At 41.3% G+C, this 547-nt stretch carries 1 protein-coding gene and 1 pseudogene; both read right to left on the reverse strand.

The genetic code is table 11. From position 1 onward, the window contains the following. Positions 1-191: pseudogene (locus tag ACFILW_RS11085) on the reverse strand (virulence-associated protein E); the annotation flags it as partial. 140 nt (positions 192-331) lie between these two features. Beyond that, entirely contained in the window at positions 332-532 is a 201-nt protein-coding gene (locus tag ACFILW_RS11090) for an AlpA family transcriptional regulator (protein WP_011180791.1), read from the reverse strand. Positions 533-547 lie beyond the last annotated feature (15 nt).

Here is a 547-nt window from a genome sequence, read left to right on the forward strand (position 1 = left end):
TGATCATAAGCTTGTTTTCCAAGCAAGCCAATTCTGATGAGCGCTTGTATGATCTCTCTAAAAGAGCAGCCAGCATAACAAGTGAGTAAAAGGCGCCCATCATGTCCATTGGTAAGGGATAAGCTAGGCAGCCTATCATCATGAGCAGGACAACGGGCTATCCCATAATATCCATGCCAAACCCCATGCAAGGCATTTGTGATGCCCCGAGCATTTATATTAAGAAAACATGTTTTTATCCTATGAATATTGCACCATAGGACGGATTATGCTAACTCTAGGGTAATGAGTTTGAGAAAACCTTGTCCGTCCTTACGTGACAAGGTTTTTTTTATGCCGCGTCACTTTGACGTTGCTGTTTTGCTTGTTCGATGACATTGATAAGATCCGATTGTAACCAACGCGATAAAAAACCAAATTTTAGGGGTTTGGGGAGAGAGCCATTGGTCACATGACGGCGGAATGTTGATACACTCATATGAAGCAATTTTGCACTTTCACGGTCTGTCAAAAGAATATCATTTTCTGTCATACTAAAATCCTTTCT

This window comes from Bartonella sp. TT110JLCBS (assembly GCF_042193405.1).
Taxonomy (GTDB): domain Bacteria; phylum Pseudomonadota; class Alphaproteobacteria; order Rhizobiales; family Rhizobiaceae; genus Bartonella.